The 500-nt window shown below is 73.0% G+C and carries 1 protein-coding gene; it reads right to left on the bottom strand.

Annotation, left to right across the window (positions count from 1 at the left end; genetic code table 11):
• Positions 1-500: TIGR04222 domain-containing membrane protein (locus ABD323_RS45865; protein ID WP_344447829.1), on the bottom strand; the 500-nt coding region annotated here is incomplete at both ends.

Genomic DNA, 500 nt, shown 5'->3' with positions numbered 1-500 from the left:
ATCAGCTCCAGCTGCCGGACCCCCGCCGGGGTGATCCGGCTCCGCTCGGGCCGGGTGGCGGCCAGCCAGAACACGCCGATCAGCAGCAGGCCGAGGAACGGGAAGAACGGCGCGACCTCGGTGCCCTGCTCACTGACGGACGCCCCGAACCACTGGAACGCGGACACCACCCCGAGGACGATCACCGCGAACTCGGCGAACCAGAGCAGCTTCCGGGCGTTCACCGCCTTCCGGTACAGGTCGGGCCGCCGCATCAGCCCTCGGGCGGCCAGGCCGTCGCCGATCCGCTGGACGTGCTCACTGCGGCTCACCGTCCGCCGCAGGGTGGACAGTTCGACCCGGCCGGACGCACCCGCCGCGGTGATCAGCACCGCCTCGACGACGTCCCGGGCGTTCCGATCGGTCACCGTGACCTGGCCGGACCGGGAGACGATCAGCCGCCCCTCCTGCTGCATCCGGACCACCACGGTGTCGGCCACCCGGGCCGGTCCGCCGGCCAG

Origin of the sequence: Kitasatospora nipponensis (assembly GCF_039528135.1) — a bacterium.
GTDB lineage: Bacteria > Actinomycetota > Actinomycetes > Streptomycetales > Streptomycetaceae > Kitasatospora > Kitasatospora nipponensis.
Note: the sequence above shows the minus strand (reverse complement) of the source record. Positions and strands in the feature narration are given on the sequence as shown.